This is a genomic window from Lentzea atacamensis, from assembly GCF_003269295.1.
In the GTDB taxonomy this organism is placed as follows: domain Bacteria; phylum Actinomycetota; class Actinomycetes; order Mycobacteriales; family Pseudonocardiaceae; genus Lentzea; species Lentzea atacamensis.
This window is the reverse complement of record NZ_QLTT01000014.1, coordinates 72,670-87,212: the sequence shown is the minus strand read 5'-3', so window position 1 is coordinate 87,212 and position 14,543 is coordinate 72,670. Positions and strand designations below refer to the sequence as shown.

The 14,543-nt window shown below is 69.0% G+C and carries 18 protein-coding genes; all 18 read right to left on the bottom strand.

Annotated elements, in window-relative coordinates:
* Positions 1-77 precede the first annotated feature (77 nt).
* Positions 78-710: a hypothetical protein gene (locus C8D87_RS41910; protein WP_112231929.1), complete on the bottom strand. Its 633-nt coding sequence runs from the start codon at positions 708-710 to the stop codon at positions 78-80.
* Positions 711-815: 105 nt separating this feature from the next.
* Positions 816-1,310 carry a hypothetical protein gene (locus tag C8D87_RS41905; protein ID WP_112231927.1) on the bottom strand — a complete coding sequence of 165 codons (495 nt, stop codon included), beginning with the start codon at positions 1,308-1,310 and terminating at the stop codon, positions 816-818.
* Between the two features lie 104 nt (positions 1,311-1,414).
* Positions 1,415-1,639 carry a hypothetical protein gene (locus C8D87_RS41900; protein ID WP_112231925.1) on the bottom strand — a complete coding sequence of 75 codons (225 nt, stop codon included), beginning with the start codon at positions 1,637-1,639 and terminating at the stop codon, positions 1,415-1,417.
* On the bottom strand, positions 1,632-1,766 hold the full coding sequence (locus C8D87_RS48785; protein ID WP_267899927.1) for a hypothetical protein: 135 nt from the start codon (positions 1,764-1,766) through the stop codon (positions 1,632-1,634). The genes C8D87_RS41900 and C8D87_RS48785 overlap by 8 nt, the downstream gene beginning before the upstream one ends.
* 143 nt (positions 1,767-1,909) lie before the next feature.
* A complete protein-coding gene (locus tag C8D87_RS41895) occupies positions 1,910-2,734 on the bottom strand; it encodes a class I SAM-dependent methyltransferase (RefSeq protein WP_146772049.1) in 825 nt (274 codons plus the stop codon).
* A 228-nt stretch (positions 2,735-2,962) separates the two neighbouring features.
* Positions 2,963-3,628 carry a hypothetical protein gene (locus C8D87_RS41890; RefSeq protein ID WP_112231921.1) on the bottom strand — a complete coding sequence of 222 codons (666 nt, stop codon included), beginning with the start codon at positions 3,626-3,628 and terminating at the stop codon, positions 2,963-2,965.
* Between the two features lie 183 nt (positions 3,629-3,811).
* Positions 3,812-4,441: a hypothetical protein gene (locus tag C8D87_RS41885; RefSeq protein ID WP_112231919.1), complete on the bottom strand. Its 630-nt coding sequence runs from the start codon at positions 4,439-4,441 to the stop codon at positions 3,812-3,814.
* 69 nt (positions 4,442-4,510) lie between these two features.
* Complete coding sequence (locus C8D87_RS41880; RefSeq protein WP_112231917.1) at positions 4,511-5,893, bottom strand: hypothetical protein; 1,383 nt, start codon at positions 5,891-5,893, stop codon at positions 4,511-4,513.
* Between the two features lie 156 nt (positions 5,894-6,049).
* Positions 6,050-6,607, bottom strand: coding sequence for a hypothetical protein (locus tag C8D87_RS41875; RefSeq protein ID WP_112231916.1), 558 nt, complete (start codon positions 6,605-6,607; stop codon positions 6,050-6,052).
* Complete coding sequence (locus C8D87_RS41870; RefSeq protein WP_112231914.1) at positions 6,604-7,137, bottom strand: hypothetical protein; 534 nt, start codon at positions 7,135-7,137, stop codon at positions 6,604-6,606. Before C8D87_RS41870 ends, C8D87_RS41875 begins: the two co-directional genes overlap by 4 nt.
* A gap of 86 nt (positions 7,138-7,223) precedes the next feature.
* The gene (locus C8D87_RS41865) at positions 7,224-7,937 is read right to left on the bottom strand and encodes a hypothetical protein (protein WP_112231912.1); all 714 of its coding nucleotides are present in this window, start codon (positions 7,935-7,937) and stop codon (positions 7,224-7,226) included.
* Positions 7,938-8,246: 309 nt separating this feature from the next.
* Positions 8,247-8,576 carry a hypothetical protein gene (locus C8D87_RS41860; RefSeq protein ID WP_112231910.1) on the bottom strand — a complete coding sequence of 110 codons (330 nt, stop codon included), beginning with the start codon at positions 8,574-8,576 and terminating at the stop codon, positions 8,247-8,249.
* A complete protein-coding gene (locus C8D87_RS41855) occupies positions 8,569-9,432 on the bottom strand; it encodes a hypothetical protein (RefSeq protein WP_146772048.1) in 864 nt (287 codons plus the stop codon). Before C8D87_RS41855 ends, C8D87_RS41860 begins: the two co-directional genes overlap by 8 nt.
* 202 nt (positions 9,433-9,634) lie before the next feature.
* Entirely contained in the window at positions 9,635-10,006 is a 372-nt protein-coding gene (locus C8D87_RS41850) for a DUF5983 family protein (RefSeq protein WP_146772047.1), read from the bottom strand.
* A gap of 215 nt (positions 10,007-10,221) precedes the next feature.
* A complete protein-coding gene (locus C8D87_RS41845; protein ID WP_112231904.1) occupies positions 10,222-10,557 on the bottom strand; it encodes a beta clamp domain-containing protein in 336 nt (111 codons plus the stop codon).
* Between the two features lie 169 nt (positions 10,558-10,726).
* Complete coding sequence (locus C8D87_RS41840; RefSeq protein ID WP_112231902.1) at positions 10,727-12,550, bottom strand: hypothetical protein; 1,824 nt, start codon at positions 12,548-12,550, stop codon at positions 10,727-10,729.
* A 247-nt stretch (positions 12,551-12,797) separates the two neighbouring features.
* Positions 12,798-13,685, bottom strand: a complete 888-nt coding sequence (locus C8D87_RS41835) for a deazapurine DNA modification protein DpdA family protein (protein WP_112231900.1) — start codon at positions 13,683-13,685, stop codon at positions 12,798-12,800.
* Between the two features lie 156 nt (positions 13,686-13,841).
* On the bottom strand, positions 13,842-14,525 hold the full coding sequence (locus C8D87_RS41830) for a hypothetical protein (RefSeq protein WP_112231898.1): 684 nt from the start codon (positions 14,523-14,525) through the stop codon (positions 13,842-13,844).
* Positions 14,526-14,543: the final 18 nt, after the last annotated feature.

The window sequence follows — 14,543 nt, the reverse complement described above, 5'->3', positions numbered from 1 at the left end:
GGTGTCCTTCGGGCAGCACGAGAACGGCCCGCCAGCGCGGAGAACGCTGACGGGCCGTGAAGGAGTGGGGTGTCGGGTTAGAACATGACCGGGTCGAGGTCGGCGTGGTTGACGCGGAGGATCTGCTCGCCGGGGTTGTCGTACACCGTGGTGGTGGTTCCCTCGCCGAGCGCGCGCACCAGCGTGGTCAGGTGGGTGCGGGTGAGGTCGGTGCAGCTGGTGTTGTCGCTGCTCAGGTGGATGATGAGGCTGTTCGTGTCGAGCGTCTGGCTGTTGATGAAGCTGGCGAGCCACGAGGGCATGCTCAGTTCCTGGGCGGCGGCGATCACGTCGTCGTCGACGTCGATGCCGAACTCGGCGAACCACTCAGACAGCGCGTCGACGGTGTCGCCGCCGTTCCAGCCGCCGTCTTCGTCCTCGATCAGCTTCATCCGCCCGAACAGGTCCAGCACAGCGGCGAGCTGCACGACCTCGTTGGCGCTGGCCGCGGACTCGGCGCGACGGCCGGGCACCGGTAGGTCGGGGCCGTTGTCCGGTCCGCTCGGCGTTGCGGACTCCGTTGTGGTGGCCATCTTGTCGACGTGCTCGCCGATCTCCGGATGATCACAGGGTGGCACCGCCATGTCGGCTGCGGCCACGCTGTCCGTAACCGGCACTGTGGCCGGCGTGCTTCCTGGATCGTCGTCGTACCAGGTGTTCTCGCTGTCCATTGGGAACTCCGCTCGGTTTCACAGGGCACGTGAGCGGTTCCGCGCGGCATCGGATGGTCGGCTCCGGGGTGCCGCCGCGACCGCTTCCGTGAAGGGGATCCCGGCTCAGGCCGGGGGCTGGGCACCGGCGTCTGAGCTGCTGGCGGTGAGGACCAGCGGGGCGCCGGTGCCGATCTCGTCGACAAAGCCGAGTGTGCGAGCGGCTTCGTTGAGAAGCGCTTGCAGTTCCTGGTTGATGGTCTTCTTGTTCACCGTGCGGTCGCCGAAGCCGTGGCTGAAGTCGACAGAGCCGTTGGGGCCGAAGTGGGCGTCCTGAAGCCAGTAGGGCTCGTCGACCAGGCGGGACAGGAAATAGCTGTGGGGCTTGGGGTTGCTGGCAGTGGCGATCTGCAGGTGCGCTTCGAGGCCAATCATCCAGCCGTAGCGAGGGTTGGCCTCCTTCTGCCTTGCGCTGGCCAGATAGGTGAGGACGCCGGGTTCTTCCTTGCGTACGACGGAGACGACGGTGGCGGTGACGGTCGCCAGTTCGTCGCCGGTGTCGGGGTCGACGAGCACGATGTCGCGCGCGGGGATGACTGGAGTTGCGCTGCTGGTGGACATGGAGTGTCAGCTCCTTTGGGAGTGCAGCGGGAGATGGCGAAGCGCGGGCCGGATGGCTCGGTGATTCGCCGTTCGGCCCGCGCTTCGGGAGTCCAGAGGTCTGTTCAGATCAGAAGGGCGCGATCCGCACCTGGGAGCCGGGATGGTGTTCGTCGGTAGGGCTCGGTCAGTTCGACGACACGCTCGGCCTCGGCGCGGGTGAGCATCGCGGCATGGGCTTTGCGGCGCGTCGTGTGGCCGTCCGGCGTGACTCGCTGCGCGGTCTTCTGGTCGGGGAACCGCACGAACACCGCCCAGTACCGGTCGGCGCTCGGAGGGAGTTCAGTCACCGTCGTCCGGTTTGGTGCAGTCAGGGCACAGCAGCCGGCCGTCGGAGGTCTGGACGAAACCGCTGTCGATGGCGTGCCGGGTCGCTTTCCGCTCGGCGGCCGCGCGGTCCTGCTCGGTGGTGCCCATGATCTCGAAGGGAACCTCGATCGGAACGCCGGCGTCGCCGGAGCCCTACTGCACTGGTCGCATTGGATCCAGAGGCCGTGGGTGATGGCCATGCTGGGGGTTCTCCTGTTCGTCGCTGCACACGCGGGACTGGTCGCGAGCAGCTATCGGGTGAGCAAGGCCAGCTGGCCGTGGTGGTCGGCCACGGGAAGCCGGGCGGCCGACGCACGTTCGGCGAAGTCCGCGCGGACGACCTCCACGACCACGTTGACGTCGAGCCAGTCGTCCTTGTAGAAGGCCGTGTCGATGCCGACGCTGGGCTCCGGCTTCAGTTCGATGCCGGTTGCGGCAACGAACTTGCGGTATTCGTCGTCGCCGGTGTCGCGCTGCAACCCCGGCAGTCCTGAGTAGCTGAACGGGGCGGCGGTCTGCGGGATGAGAAACGTCCCGCGGCGGGCGATCATCGAGGCCAGAGCGATGACGTGGTACTCGAAACGGCGGCCGCGGTACCCGCCGGGTGCGTCCGCGCTGCGGGGGACCGCGCCGTAGGGCGGATTGGAGACCGCGTAGTCGAACGTGCCGAGCTCGTCGAGCATCGTCGGGATGTCCATGACGTCCGCGCAGATCCACTGGGCTTCGGGTACGACGCGTTTGCCGACCCGCACGTACTCGGGGTTGCGTTCGATGCAGACCAGCGGTCGGCTGCCGTGCGGATACCGGCCCCAGCTGTCTCGGCAGTGGAACGCCAACCGGCCGATGCCGGCGCACAGATCGACGACCCGCTCGCCGAACACCTCCAGGTGTGCCATCTCGCGTGCCAGCCCGGCGGGTGTGAAGTGGGCTCGGTCGGAGGCGCTGCGGGCGGTCGAGGAGGCGAGATAGTGGTCGAGGACGAACTCCTTTTCGTCCTCATCCAGTGGGCGATCGGAATCGACCAGTCGGCAGGCTTGTTCGTGCAGACGTTCCTGTTCGAGGGTCAGCTTGGCCACGGTGGCCCCCTTGTTCGCTCGATTGCCGTGGCGCGCGATGCAGGTGGTCGGTCCTGCGTGGACGCGCGGGAGTAAGTGCGGCGCGAGGTGCGCGAATCCGGTGAAGCTGGGCTCCCTGTTCACCGGGTGGTGGCGGCGCAGGGGTGCGGCGCCACCACCACGCGGGCGAGATGTGAAGCCCCTTGCGTGTGAAGCCATTCGGTCAGCTCGGGCGAGTGCCCGAGGCGTTCAGCCGCCGCGACGGCCGGCCAGCACGTCGCGGTCACGTCCCGCGTCGGCGACAAGGGTGTGCGCGAGCGCGGGGATGAGCAGGCGCACGGCGGCCTGCGGGTCGTGGTTCCAGATGCGCTCGGCGATGGTGATCCGCCGCGTGTCGTGGTCGATCTCGGTCAGGGCACCGGGCGTGACGCGATAGCAATGCTCGCCAAGCTGGTCGATCAGATGGCGTGCGAACTCGGCGGGATCACCGGCGACATCGGGCGCTGTCTGGGTGCGGACGTGGTTGTCGAGCGGGTCGGTCTGGCTGAACTCCCAGCGACGCGACGTGCGGAACACGCAGCGCCCGTCGCGCTGGCCCGCCTGGTAGTGCGGACGGACCACGCGCAGGCCCGTCTGGTCGGGCTTGGGCTGGCGGCCGCGGCGGGCCCAGCCTTGCTCGGTGTCGATGTCGCGGAGCACCAGCTGGTGCTCGCCTGCTTGCAGAAGCAGGGAGATCTGGTTGTGCAGGCTCAGTTTCTGCACGCTGCTGGCCGCGGCGAGCAGCAGCGCGGCCACGGGGTTGTCGGGTTGGGCTTCGGCGAGGTCGGTGAGCGTGTTCCAGTCCCAGCCGCTACCAGGCTGGGGTGCCTGGTAGCGCTGCTCGGTGCGCACGGCGAGGGTGGTTGCGGCAGGCATGCGGGTGCTCCAGTGCTCGGTTTCGCCGACCGCGGTGGGGTGGTCGGTCCCCGTGCGGTCCGGGTGCTGGGGGTGCGCGTTGCGTGCGGTGGGTTCGTGACGACGCGCCTGGGAGTGGCACTTGTCGTGCCGGTCAGTGCGGGTGGGCGCTCACCGGGCCGCGGCGGGTCGGTCCGCCGGGGGTTATCCGAGGTGCACGACGACGACGACGTCGTGGTGGTGGTCGATGTCTTCGAGCGCGATCCCAGCCGCCGCGGCGACGATGGCGGTAGCCAGCTGCGCGCGGCGCTGGGCGATCTCAGCGAGCAGGCCGCTGAACCAGGCCTGGAAGTTGTCGTCCAGCGGTGCCGGAGCGCCGTCGTCACCGAGACCGGTGATCAGACACGGGCCGTGGATCACCGGGGCGGTGTCGAGGTCGAGCACGGCGCGGACGTAGCCGCGTTCGCCGTCGCTGGCGATGTAGTGTCCGTCGCGGACGTCGGCGAGCAGCTGGTGCAGCAGCACGGTCGCGCCGGGGTTGACCGACTCGCTGGTTTGGTCGCGCATCTCGACCAGGAACTGCACCTTGCGCAGCGCGGGTATCAGCGAACAGAACTGGTCACCGACGTGGCGGGCGATGTCGCGAGCCGGGTTGGTCGCGCTGATCTCGACCGGCCTGGCGCCGAACATGTCCAGCGCGATCGCGACCATGGCACCAGGCGCGGCGGTCGCCCACCGGGGCACGGTGTGTTGTCCGTCCGCGCTCCAACTGGCGGCGTCGTTGGTCAGGGCGTCGATCCGGTCGGTGATGTCCTGCTGGTCGTGTTCTCGCATGGTTTTCCCTTCAGGGCAACGAAAAGGGTCGAGTGAGGGAGGGGGTGGCGGCGCGCGGTTGTCGTTCGGCTACTTCCCGGCGTCGGCGAAGTAGCGGACGTCGTCCTCGTCGGTCACGTCCGCCTCGCTGACCCACGCCCAGAAATCCGCGATGGGGAACAACTCGGCGAGCTCGGCGTGGGCCGCGTCGCTGTACATGACGCCCTCGTGGTTGACCGCGGTGCTCGGCGCGGTCAACGCGGCGATCACCGCGTGCGCCTCGGCCGACAGCCGAACGATCCAGCTGCCGTCTGAGGCGGTGCTGAATCGCGTGGCAGCCTGCGGTTCGGCCAGCTGGCGCCCGAACACCGCGCGCAGGACCAGGTCGCCGAGCTCGCGGTCGACGGTGTGAAGCGCATGGCTGTACAGCCGCAAGAGATCGGCGTTGGCGTGGTCGCGGCGGGCGTTGCCGATGCCGAGGACGGCCGCGCCGAGCAGCGGCACCAGCTCGGCACCGGAGGGAATGGGCAGCGTCTCGTAGATCTCGCTGACGGCCATGCGGTGGCTGCTGGGGTCGCACTCCTCGTCGCGCATCCGCACGCCGCATTCGTCGTTGTCGTACCGCGCGTCCTCGTCGACGAGGTCCAGGGCGTGACCGTCGACGCTGGTGAAGTCGACCTGCCAGCCGTGGTCGCCCACCGTCAGGTAGACCTTCGCGGCCGCTTCAATGTGGTGGCTGTCCGCGATGTTCCACGATTCGACCGCGGCGACCTCGTCGGTCTCGACGGTGCGGCGCTGGTAGGTGCGTGCCCAGTCGGCGGCGGTCACCTCCCGCCAGTCGCTGTCGGTGGACATCTCGTAGAGGCGGCCGTCGACGGCGACCAGGTCGCCTGCGGCGAGTTCCGGGTAGCCCTGGTGCTGGTAGCGGATCGCTTGCGCGGTGACCGGGTCGTGGTGCGGCTGCTGCGCGGTGGCGGGCAGGCTGATCGCGTAGGCCTCGCGCACCGGGGCCATCCGGTCGGCGGCCGGAGGAACACGCCAGTTCAGCACCGAGATTCGGCTGAGCGAGTCGTAGCCGCGGCCTACGCGGGTGAAGGCCTGGACCCACACGGTCTGGTCCTCGTAGACGCGCACCGCGATGACGCCAGCGTCGAACAGCGCCCTGTGCGCGGCGGCCACGTCGTCGAAGACGCGCCGGTGCAGGTCGTGCTTGATCCTGCTGGCCCACCACTTGGCCGGTGCCTTGGTGAGGCTCACCCGCACGCTCTCCTGGCCGCGCATGGGCTTGACGACCAGCCACCAGCCGTCGAGAACGACCACCGTGCAGGTGCCGTCGATGGGGTCGGTGTCGAAGTAGTCCCAGGGCCGTCCGTGCGCGATGGTCCAGTCGCGGTAGCCACGGCGCGGGCCCGACGGGTCGTGCAGCACCGGGTCGGCACCGACGGCCGTGGATGTGGGGAGGGTCGTGGGCATGGTCGAGCTCCCGTTCGGTAAGGGTGGGCAGCGAGGCGCTGTGCCATGGGCCGGGCCTTCGTGCGTGGCGATAGGCAGCGGTGCACGTTGTCGTTGGCGGGCAACAAAAAACCCCGCGTCACGTGGTGACCGGGGCTGGCTGGTTGTTGAGGTTGATCAGCTGTGCAGGGGGACGAGATCAGGAAGCCGGCCGTGCTGGTCCTCGTAGGCCATCAGCCGCTCGATCACCGGGGACCAGTCGTGGGCTTGGTCTTCGCGGCGCACCTCGGCGAAAACGAAGCAGGGATCGTTGCGCAACGCCGGGCATTCCTCGCGCGCCAGTTCAAGGCAGCCCTTGTGCAGGCCGTCGCCCGCCGCGACCTCGCCCTGCGCGACCACTACCCACGCGGTCGGTGCCGAGTTCAGGGCGTCACCGCAGTACTGGCACAGCCAGTGCTGTTCGGCCGCACGAACCCTGACCGCGTTGAGTGCCTTCCACGTGACCTGGTCACCGATGACCGGAGCCACCCACGGCACCGAACGGCCCTTGCTGACCGGCCGGGGCAGGCCGCGGCCGGGCTGTCCTTCATCGCCGACCACCTCGCCCGCCGCGACGCCGTCGAACTCACACCTCGTGTTGAGGCAGTAGACGTACTTCGTGTCGAAGCGCAGTTGCAGCGGTCGCCTGCAGTCAGGGCACGACGGAAACGGAGCCAGGAGCACCGTGGTGCTCACCCCGCGTCCTCCGCGTCGAGGCTGGCGATGATGTCGGCGAGCGACTGCGGGATCGAGGAGTTCGGGATCGCCACGTCGAGCTGGGCGAGGTCGTCATCGCTCACCGAGCGGCCCACCCACTCCTCCAGCTGCTCGCGCGTGATCAGCTGCGTGAGGGGCTGATCGAGGCGGTGCTGAGCGAGAGTGGCGGCGAGTTCCCAGAAACGGAGGATCAGCAGCATCGGTTGTCCCGGCGGTGGCCGGAGCAGACCGAGCCCCGCCTGCTTCAGAGACGTCCAGGTGCCAGCCACCCAGGCGGGATCACACTCGGCGAGGGCGCGGCAGGTAGTGACCTCCGCGGCGGCGACCACGCGGAACGAGGACGAATTCATCGGGTCGGCGGGCTGGTCGAGGGTGCCGGGAAAGTAGGTGAAGAACCCGTCCATCGCGGCCTCGAGGATCACGCCAGGTTCGACCGTGGACTGCTCGGAGTGCGGCTCGGGGTGCTTGATCTCGATGACGGTTCCGGGCTGTGGGAACGGATTGGGCATGCGTGTCTCCAGGGTGCGTACGCAGAGGCCGCGCGCAGGGACAAGGTGTCCGTCGGCGCGCGGGCAGGTCCGAAGTGGAGAGAGGTTCAGCCGATGAGCGCGAGCTGTGACGGCATGTAGACGCAGTCGACGGTTTCACCGTGGTGCTGGCCGGAGCAGGTGATGTCCGTGGGCACGACGCGGCTGGGACGCGCGAGCTTCGCGCGGGCCTCTGCCTCGTGGTCGTCGATGCGGAACCTCTCGATCTTCTCGTAGTTGACGAGCATCTCGGCGAACTCCGGAATCTCGGGCAGGCCGGCTGCCTGGTACATCCGCATGTACAAGCCCGTCGCCGCGGACGTGAGGGGCGAGATCAAGCTGGTGTTGTGCAGCAGGCAGATGACTTCCGCTGCGGTGCCCGGCCGGGTGTCCTCACCGGCGACGACCCGATCGAGCAGCTCACGACAGTGCGCGCGGTAGACGAGCTCAAGGTTCATGCGCTTGTGGGTCGGATAGAACAGCGAAACGCCCACGTGCCAGATGCGGTCCGCCTCGCTGCGGTGCCGGGCGCAGGCCTTCTGAATCTCTTCCTCGCACCACACCCACTGGTCCTCGAACCCGCTGACCGCGCCGACAGCCCCCTCGACCAGGGTCGCGAGGTCGATCCCGTTGGTCGTCGTTGTAGTCGGCTCGGTCTGTCCGTGACGAAGCCGGTCGAGGTTGGCCCACCGGCGCTGATATGACGCCCGTGCGTCGTGCTTGGTGCGTGCCGCCGCGCGGCGTTCCGCCAGGCTCACAATGGTGTTGCGGCGCTTGCGCATGACAAGTCTCCACAAAGGATCGGCTACAGGTGGGTGGGCACGGCGGAGACCGACGTCGTGCCGGAAACCGCCGCTGGCGTCGAACTGCTTCTTGCCGCCACCCGCCTGGTCCGGCCGGGGCCGTGTGCCCCAGGCGGTGGGGCGCACTCGTCATGCGCCGGGAGCGGGGAAAGGGGGCAAGCCCCGCTTTTGGGCTTGCCCCCGGCCCGCTGCCGGGGCAGAGTGCGGCCGCCCCACCGCCTGGGGGCTCGGCGCCACCTGCGCACATCCGCTCTGGTCAGAGGTTCTGGTGTCGCGTGGATCAGCAGGTCAGGGCAGCCGCTGCTGCTCGACCTCGGCCGTCAGCCACTGGTTGAACGTGCGTGACTTGGACCCGCCGGCCGCGCGGTGCGCGCGCCACTCCGCGAGCTGATCCGCGGTGATCGCCGGGGTGACCTCGGACCATCCAGAGCCGGATTCGGCGCGCTCGAAAACCGCCCAGGCGGCCTGGTGCCCCGGCACCACACTGCGAACGAAGACCCGGTCACCGCGGATTGCTGGTCCTGATGGACGGGCTGGCAACAACTCCACGTCCATCTCGGCGCTGTCCAGCGAGAGCGTGGCGAGCCCGAGTGGCGTCTCGATGCTGAGGTCAGCCACCGGGCACCACCGCAGGGACGGAGCCTGCTTCCCGCAGTGCGTTGTCGTTGCCGTGCAGCCAGTCGGCTACCTCGGCCAGCGTGTGTGCACCGAGCACCTCGACGTCGTCGACGAGACCGGCTTCGGCTCGACAGGACCACGGAACGATGACCCGGCCGATGCCGCGGGCGCGGGCGGCCTGCACGGCGGGCAGCACACCGTGGGCGGGGCGCAGCCTGCCGTCCCGCCAGACATCGCCGAACACGGCGGTGCCGGCCAACCGCTGTCGAGAGGTTCCCGCGCCGGACGCGAGCACGGCGGCGGCCACGGCGGCCGACGCCGGCACCGCATTCTGGGGTGGGTCGAGGTGTACCTCGACCCGGCGGCGAAGCTTGTGGCCCGAGTGGGCGACAGCGCCGCGCACCAGTGCGCACAGTTCGCGATCGTCGCCGCCGCTCGCTCCGTTCACGCTGATCGTGTCCGGGCCGTCATCGGTGATTGCGGTGACGGTGACGAGGTGGCCGGTCTCGCCGTCCAGGGCCACGGTGGCCACGGTGGCGATGCTGGAAGTGACGCGGAGGGCGAGACGGCCGGGGCAGCCGTACTTCAGGTCGACGTCGAGGTAGCAGCGGCGGCACGCCACTCCCGTCTCGGAGTAGTCGGCGCCCTTTCCGGTGGCGTGGCAGCAGGGCGTGAGCGGAATCAGGTACTCGGAGTCGTCCGGGAGCCCGGCAGGCGCGGATCTGTCGAGGATGAGCAGATCACCGTCGGCGTCGATGCCGCGGACTCGGGCGGCGAGCAGCAGGCTGACCTGAACGGTGCTGCCGTCCTCGAGCGTGAGCGTCACGTCAGTGCTGGGCGTTGCGGAGTCGGACATGGTCACGGGGCCTTTCCAGGAGGGGAGGGCACGACGAACTGCGGCTGCTCGGCGGACCGGTATCGGTGCGCCGAGCAGCCGCGCGGGTGAGGGGAGTGGTGAGCCGGTTCAGAAAGGTGAGGAGCGGCGGGGGATTCGTTGGTCGCAATCCAGGCCACGACAACGGCGAGGCTGTACTCGCGGGTGGCCGGGGAACGCTGGGCTACCAGTCGAATGTGGGAAGTAGCTCCGTGGTGCACGCGTCCGCGTCGAAAAGGATGTAGGAACAGCCGCTGACGCGGGCAAGGTCGACGATGGGAATCAGCTCGTCAGGCCACTCACCCGGCTCCGCGAACTCAGAGACGGGCTCCTGCGGCACGTACACCAGCCAGCCGTACTCGGTATTGTGGGCGAGCACGCCCTCGTAGGAGTCGAGCTCCATGCAGGTCTTCTCAGCGAGGTGCGAGGTGGAGAGATCGAGATAGGTGGAGATCACCAGGTCGGTGACCGGCGCGGTCTTGCGCCGATTGCGAATTCGCGGAATAGCGGAAAACAATTTACGGCAATGGGATTTCCATCGAAGTCTGGGCAGCATGAAACCCCTCTCGATCAGCGTTGGAATTGCGTGCGTGTCAACCGTGTCCAGATGACCGGTTGTGCGGTGTTGGAGGCAGCTGGGATGGACTCACCGCGGGGCTTGTCTCATCCGGCCGGTGCCGAGCCGTTCATCGGCGGCGGCGCGGGATCAGCTGGACACGGGCATCAGCCGGCCTGCGGCGGCACGCGAGCCGGGCTCGCGGGGGCGGCCCGTCACTGCGAGCAGGTAAGCAGCCAGCGGGGGCTTGGAGCGTGCGGGCCAAGACCGAGGCGACGAGCAGCGTCGGCGAGCCGGGTGTCCCAGCTTTCCTGTGTTCGCAGGCGGTCCAGGGCGAGTAGGTCGAGGGTCCGGTCGCAGCTGGTCAGCATCAGCCGGCCGTCGAGGCCCTCCAGCAGCACGCCGCCGATCACCGGTGCGACTGGCTTGGTCGCAATCGCGATGTCCGCGGCCTGCAACCCGGCCGACAGGTCGGCGTAGGTGGCGGTGAACACGATCGGAGCGGGATTCGTCGCCGTCTCCGTTTCGGGACGTTGCAGCATCGTGGTCAACGTCGATCACTCCTCATAGGACGGAGGCGGTTGGGGGAGACAGCAGCTGGGCGCGGCACTCGCGTGGCGACCACGTGGGGGCGGACCGGAACGCCCGCATCTCGTGCGGCCGAAGAATCGGCGCACAGGGTCGGGCGATGCCGTGTCAGGCACGCCAGAGGGATGCGCGCTACGCGGCTTTGGCGCCGGGGACCCAGCCGGGCGCGAGGTGGGGCCAGCGCTCGATGTCGAGGTCGGGGTCGAGGACGACCTTCTCGATGTGCTCGGCCGGATAACCGAGAAAGGCCAGCACCTCGAAGTAGAAGCGCGTGTCCTCGCTCGGCTTACGCCACGATCCGTCGGCGGTGCTGGTGTAGCCGGCGTTGAAGTGGCTCTCGCACGCGGCGAGCACCATGGCGAGACGGATGTGCGCGGCCTGGGCCGCGGACGTGGTCCGCTTGCGCAGGTGCACGGCGATCGGGTACTCGCTGCGGATGTTGCCCTTGGACTGGTCCAGGCCCAGCAGCGTGCAGGCGTAGCTGTGCATGGGGGCGGCCTCTGCCAGGTAGTGGCTGGCCTGCACCTCGGCGAGCGCGAGCCAGTTCTGCAGCCGCGCGGGCAGCGACTTCTCGTCGCGGCTGCGCCACCCCTTGAAGCAGGTCTTCTCCAGCCACTTGCGGCGGTCGGTTTTCGCCTTCTTCCACAGCTTGTTGTTGGCCGCGGCGCGCTTGTTCTCCGCGGCCTTCCATTCCCTCGAGCGCGTGGCCTCGGACTTGAACCCCTCGCGCAGGAGGTGGCCGTGGGCGGCGTAGTCGGTGCAGACGAAGACGACCTTGGCCTTGTCGTAGACCAGGACGTCCTCGACGTAGGCCGCGTGGCCGGGGCAGTCGGCGTGCTCGTCGTCGCTGAGGTGGTGCTCCGCGCTCTCGTCGGCGAGCAGCCCGCGCAGGGTGACCGCGGTGGCGTCGTCGGAGGCGACCTGCCGGACGCCGGCGGCCTGCAGCTCGGCGCGCGCCGCCTCGATCTTCACCTGCGCGATCGTGCGGTGGCCGAACGCGGCGTAGTCCAGGCAGTACTCGGTCAGTTCGACGTCGAGGTCACTGTCCACCTCGATCGCGACGGCGTGCCCTGGGCAGGTGGCGTGCTGGTCCGGGTCGAGCGGCGTGAGGTCGTCGGCGCCGCAGAGTTCGTCCACGGACTCGGCGGTGTCGGGCAGGTCGCGGTCGTCGACGACCGCGACGCCGTTCTCCTGCAGCCGCTGCGCCTCTTCGGCCTGCTTGATCCGCTGGTTCTGCGCGACGAGCTTCTGCCGCAGCCGCCACTGGAAGTTGCGGGGGTTGGTGTTGAGGACCTCGACGAGCTCGGCGTGATCGGCCTCGTCGGTGATGTCGGCGAGCGCGGACATCAGCAGAATGTCGGTGTCAGGCATGGCCGCGCTCGCGGCGCGGGTCCGCGGACTGGCAGCGACCTTCAGGCCTGCCTCGACGCGCTCGACAGAGTGGGTCACCCTCCTGGCGATCGTCTCGGCGTCGAGGCCGAACAGCGAGAGTTCCTCGTAGATACCGGCCTGTTCGAACTCGGTGAAGTCTTTGCGGTGGCCGTTCTCGTTGCTTTGCGCTACCAGGATGTCTGCCCTGGTGGTGCCAGGCTCGTGCACCACGATGTCGATCAGAAGATCCGGGTTTTCCAGCTTCCTGACCTCCACCGCGGCGGCGTGGCGGTTGAAGCCCGCGATAACCCCCACGACGCCGTCCGTCGGGTCCGGAACCGTCATGATCAGCGAGGCTTTCGGGTCCATGCCGTTCGCGGCGATCGACTCGATCAGGTCGGGCCGTTCGGTGCGGATGTCGCCGATCTCGCGGGAGTTGCCGACCGCGCGCAGCCTGCGTGGGTCGACCCTGCGCAGGATGTACGGGTACTCGGTCTTCTCGTTCGTGACGTCCACTGTCAGGGGAACGATCTCGGCGTCGTCGGCAGGGGTGACGTCGTGCTCGGTGTCGAGGGTCGTGGTCATCGTGTGGCCCCGTTTCAGGTGTTTCGGGCATGGCTGCGCCCTGGCGTGAATGCGGGAATGTGTTGGCGCGAAAGAAAAAGGGGGATTCCGTAACCGGGGCGTGGTCGCCGCCGGCGTGGTCCGGTGGTGCGCTCGCTGTGCGGCGCCGCTGAGGGCGGGGTGTCCAGCGCTGTTTGCTGGACACCCCGCCCTCGGGGGTGCACGCTGCGCGGCGCACACCAGGGCCCGGCGGTGCGGGCGCCCTTGCTCAGACCAGGGCTGGGCGGTAGTTCTCCGACTCGCGGATCGCGTCGATGACCTGTTCGCGCCAGGTCAAGGCCCAGCGCGGGCAGTTGTTGCAGATTCCCTTGTGCCGGCAGCCAGGCAGCCGGAGCTCGGTCTTCCTCGCCTGGTCGGACCAGGCCATGCTGTCCGCTGAGCGGAAGTACGGGGCGTAGGCCCGCAGCGCCGTGACCTTCAGGCCGAACCCGTGCAGCCGGTAGCCGCGGCGGGCGAAGTGTTCGGCGATGACACCGATGGGTTTGATGGAGCCCCTGCGGCACACCGAGCCGAGCCCTACCAGCGGCTGTGCGGCCAGGTCGATGCCCGCTTTGCGGTACATCGCGTCGTGACGCACGTAGTCCTCAAGGGACCAGCCCTGAAGCACAGGCAGCCATGGAGCGTGCGGGAACTCGCGGGCCAGGTACAGGTAGGACTCGAGGGTGTCCTCCTGGTGCTCGAGCACCGTGGCGCCGGCGCGGAGCAGGACGTCCGGCTCGCAAGGGCTGTCGAGAGGCGCCACGAACATCGGCATGCCGATGTCGCCCATGAAGCGGTAGACCATGCCGCCGTAGGTGTCTTCGTTCCAGCGCCAGGCGCCGTGGTCGTGGATCTCGGTGTAGGCGCCGCTGTCGATGACGTACGGCACGCCGGCGATCGGCATCGCGAGGCTGCCGGGCTTGTAGGCGGCGAGCGTGTGCGCGGAGACGCACAGCGGCACCGGGCTGTGCGTCAGCCACCACGGACGGTGCGAGCCCAGGAAGAACATGAGCCGGCGCGCTGGGTCGCGTGCGCGGTCGTTCTGCGTCCAGGGCGTGATCGTGAGGTCGTACATGCGCGGCCACTGCGCGCGGCGGATCGGGGCGTAGACCGGCATCGAGGTTCTCCTTCCCGATGTCCGGCCGGGGCTGGGCGGCGCGGCCGGACATCGGGCGGCAGTCCGGTCGCGCCACCCAGCCCCGGCGGGAAGGTCCCGCTCAGGCGAGTGCACGCAAGCAGCGACGGACGTGCCCTGCCGGGACGGGCGTGAGCGTTACTGCGAGCGGGACTCGTAGACGTCGGTGCGCCACAGCTGGGAGGTCTCGTCGAGCGCGGTCCAGTCGCGGAAACGCTCGAAGCCCAGTTCCTTGAGGGACTTGTCGGCCGCGGCGAAATCGGGTGTGGTCTGACCGTCGGCCGGCCAGACGGTGAGGCGCAGCGGGCCCTCGCTCTTGCTGTGGACGGTGAGTTCGCAGTGGTGCGGAACCCAGTGCGCGACAGAGGATTCCGGTTCCTCGACGGTGCCGTCGGGCATCGCGGCGATCGCGGTCCGCCACGGCACACCGAGCTTGGCGTCCCGCACGTCGGCGGGTTCGTCGAGCCACTGCAGGACGTCGGACTGGCCGAACAACGCCTCGCCGTAGTTGTCGCAGGGTGCGGCGAACAGGCCGAGGCCGGGCACGTACGAGCAGGTCGTGCCCGGCTCACCGAGGGGTTCCTCGTGAGCGGTGAACGCGACGTCGGGCGCGGCCTCGATCAGCATGTTGGCCAGCGCAGTGGCGTCGCCGAACGAGAACGTTCCTTCCGCGCTGTAGGGCTCGCCCAAGGCCAGGGTGAGGCGGTCGGGCTGCTCGTCGTAGTCGACGAGGCCGTACCGCTCGAGGATGTCCATCACGGTGCGGACGCGGTGCGGCGGGCAGGCGTGGATGGTGGCGGATCCAGAGGTGAAGTTGCCCATGGTCGGGTCGTCTCCCTT

Excerpts from the sequence above, each read along its gene's own strand:
- C8D87_RS41910 (WP_112231929.1), bottom strand. The coding sequence starts at position 710 with ATGGACAGCGAGAACACCTGGTACGACGACGATCCAGGAAGCACGCCG.
- C8D87_RS41835 (WP_112231900.1), bottom strand. The coding sequence starts at position 13,685 with ATGCCGGTCTACGCCCCGATCCGCCGCGCGCAGTGGCCGCGCATGTAC.
- C8D87_RS41865 (WP_112231912.1), bottom strand. The coding sequence starts at position 7,937 with ATGCGCAAGCGCCGCAACACCATTGTGAGCCTGGCGGAACGCCGCGCG.
- C8D87_RS41905 (WP_112231927.1), bottom strand. The coding sequence starts at position 1,310 with ATGTCCACCAGCAGCGCAACTCCAGTCATCCCCGCGCGCGACATCGTG.
- C8D87_RS41855 (WP_146772048.1), bottom strand. The coding sequence starts at position 9,432 with ATGTCCGACTCCGCAACGCCCAGCACTGACGTGACGCTCACGCTCGAG.
- C8D87_RS41880 (WP_112231917.1), bottom strand. The coding sequence starts at position 5,893 with ATGCCCACGACCCTCCCCACATCCACGGCCGTCGGTGCCGACCCGGTG.
- C8D87_RS41850 (WP_146772047.1), bottom strand. The coding sequence starts at position 10,006 with ATGCTGCCCAGACTTCGATGGAAATCCCATTGCCGTAAATTGTTTTCC.
- C8D87_RS41840 (WP_112231902.1), bottom strand. The coding sequence starts at position 12,550 with ATGACCACGACCCTCGACACCGAGCACGACGTCACCCCTGCCGACGAC.
- C8D87_RS41890 (WP_112231921.1), bottom strand. The coding sequence starts at position 3,628 with ATGCCTGCCGCAACCACCCTCGCCGTGCGCACCGAGCAGCGCTACCAG.
- C8D87_RS41830 (WP_112231898.1), bottom strand. The coding sequence starts at position 14,525 with ATGGGCAACTTCACCTCTGGATCCGCCACCATCCACGCCTGCCCGCCG.
- C8D87_RS41885 (WP_112231919.1), bottom strand. The coding sequence starts at position 4,441 with ATGCGAGAACACGACCAGCAGGACATCACCGACCGGATCGACGCCCTG.
- C8D87_RS41870 (WP_112231914.1), bottom strand. The coding sequence starts at position 7,137 with ATGCCCAATCCGTTCCCACAGCCCGGAACCGTCATCGAGATCAAGCAC.
- C8D87_RS48785 (WP_267899927.1), bottom strand. The coding sequence starts at position 1,766 with ATGGGCACCACCGAGCAGGACCGCGCGGCCGCCGAGCGGAAAGCGACC.